Source organism: Streptococcus sp. GMD3S (assembly GCF_000298695.2).
Lineage (GTDB): Bacteria > Bacillota > Bacilli > Lactobacillales > Streptococcaceae > Streptococcus.
In genome coordinates this window covers 1-679 of record NZ_AJRC02000077.1, presented here as the reverse complement: position 1 = coordinate 679, position 679 = coordinate 1, and the positions used below count along the sequence as shown (strand labels likewise).

Here is a 679-nt window from a genome sequence, read left to right as displayed (position 1 = left end):
TCAAGACATTTCCATAAGCACCCGTATAGGCAACATTGGTGTGGTCGATATAAGATCCATCCTGATAAAAACCTTCGCCTTGGTCTACCAACTTAAACACTTGCTCAATCGAACGAATGGTAGAAGAAATTTCTTGGTCATCCTTGCGCAGTAAACCAGCTATTACTTTTACCCTTCCCATATCCACTAAGTTTCCACCTAGGGCCTTAAATGGGTTATCAGTCGTCTTTCGGAAATGTTCGGGATCTGGCACAAATTTTTCAATCACATCTGTATATTTTTTTATTTCCTCATCTGAGAAGTATTCTTTCATCAGAGACAAGGTATTGTTGATGGCACGAGGTGTACCGATTTCATAATCCCACCAGTTCCCAACAATGCTCTTTTCACTATTGTAGACATGTTTATTCATCCATTCCATGGAATCCCTAACTGTTCGAATGACGGTTTCATCTTGATAATAACGAGAAGAAGGATTGGTCACTTGCTTGGCCATCTCCTCTAATTTCCGATAAGTGGCAGTCAGATTCGCAGACGTTTTATAATTTGAAAATTTTTCCCACAAATAGGTGCGGTCCGCCTGACTTGAAATACTGGATAGGCTATCAGCTACCTTTCCTTCCAGCTCCTGGTTTAACTTGGCCATCTGTTCATTTTTAGAATCATAGTATTGATTCCC

The 679-nt window shown here is 40.4% G+C and carries 1 pseudogene; it reads right to left on the bottom strand.

The annotated features are described in order from the left end of the window. Positions 1–679: pseudogene (locus tag GMD3S_RS0210275) on the bottom strand (hyaluronate lyase); the annotation flags it as partial.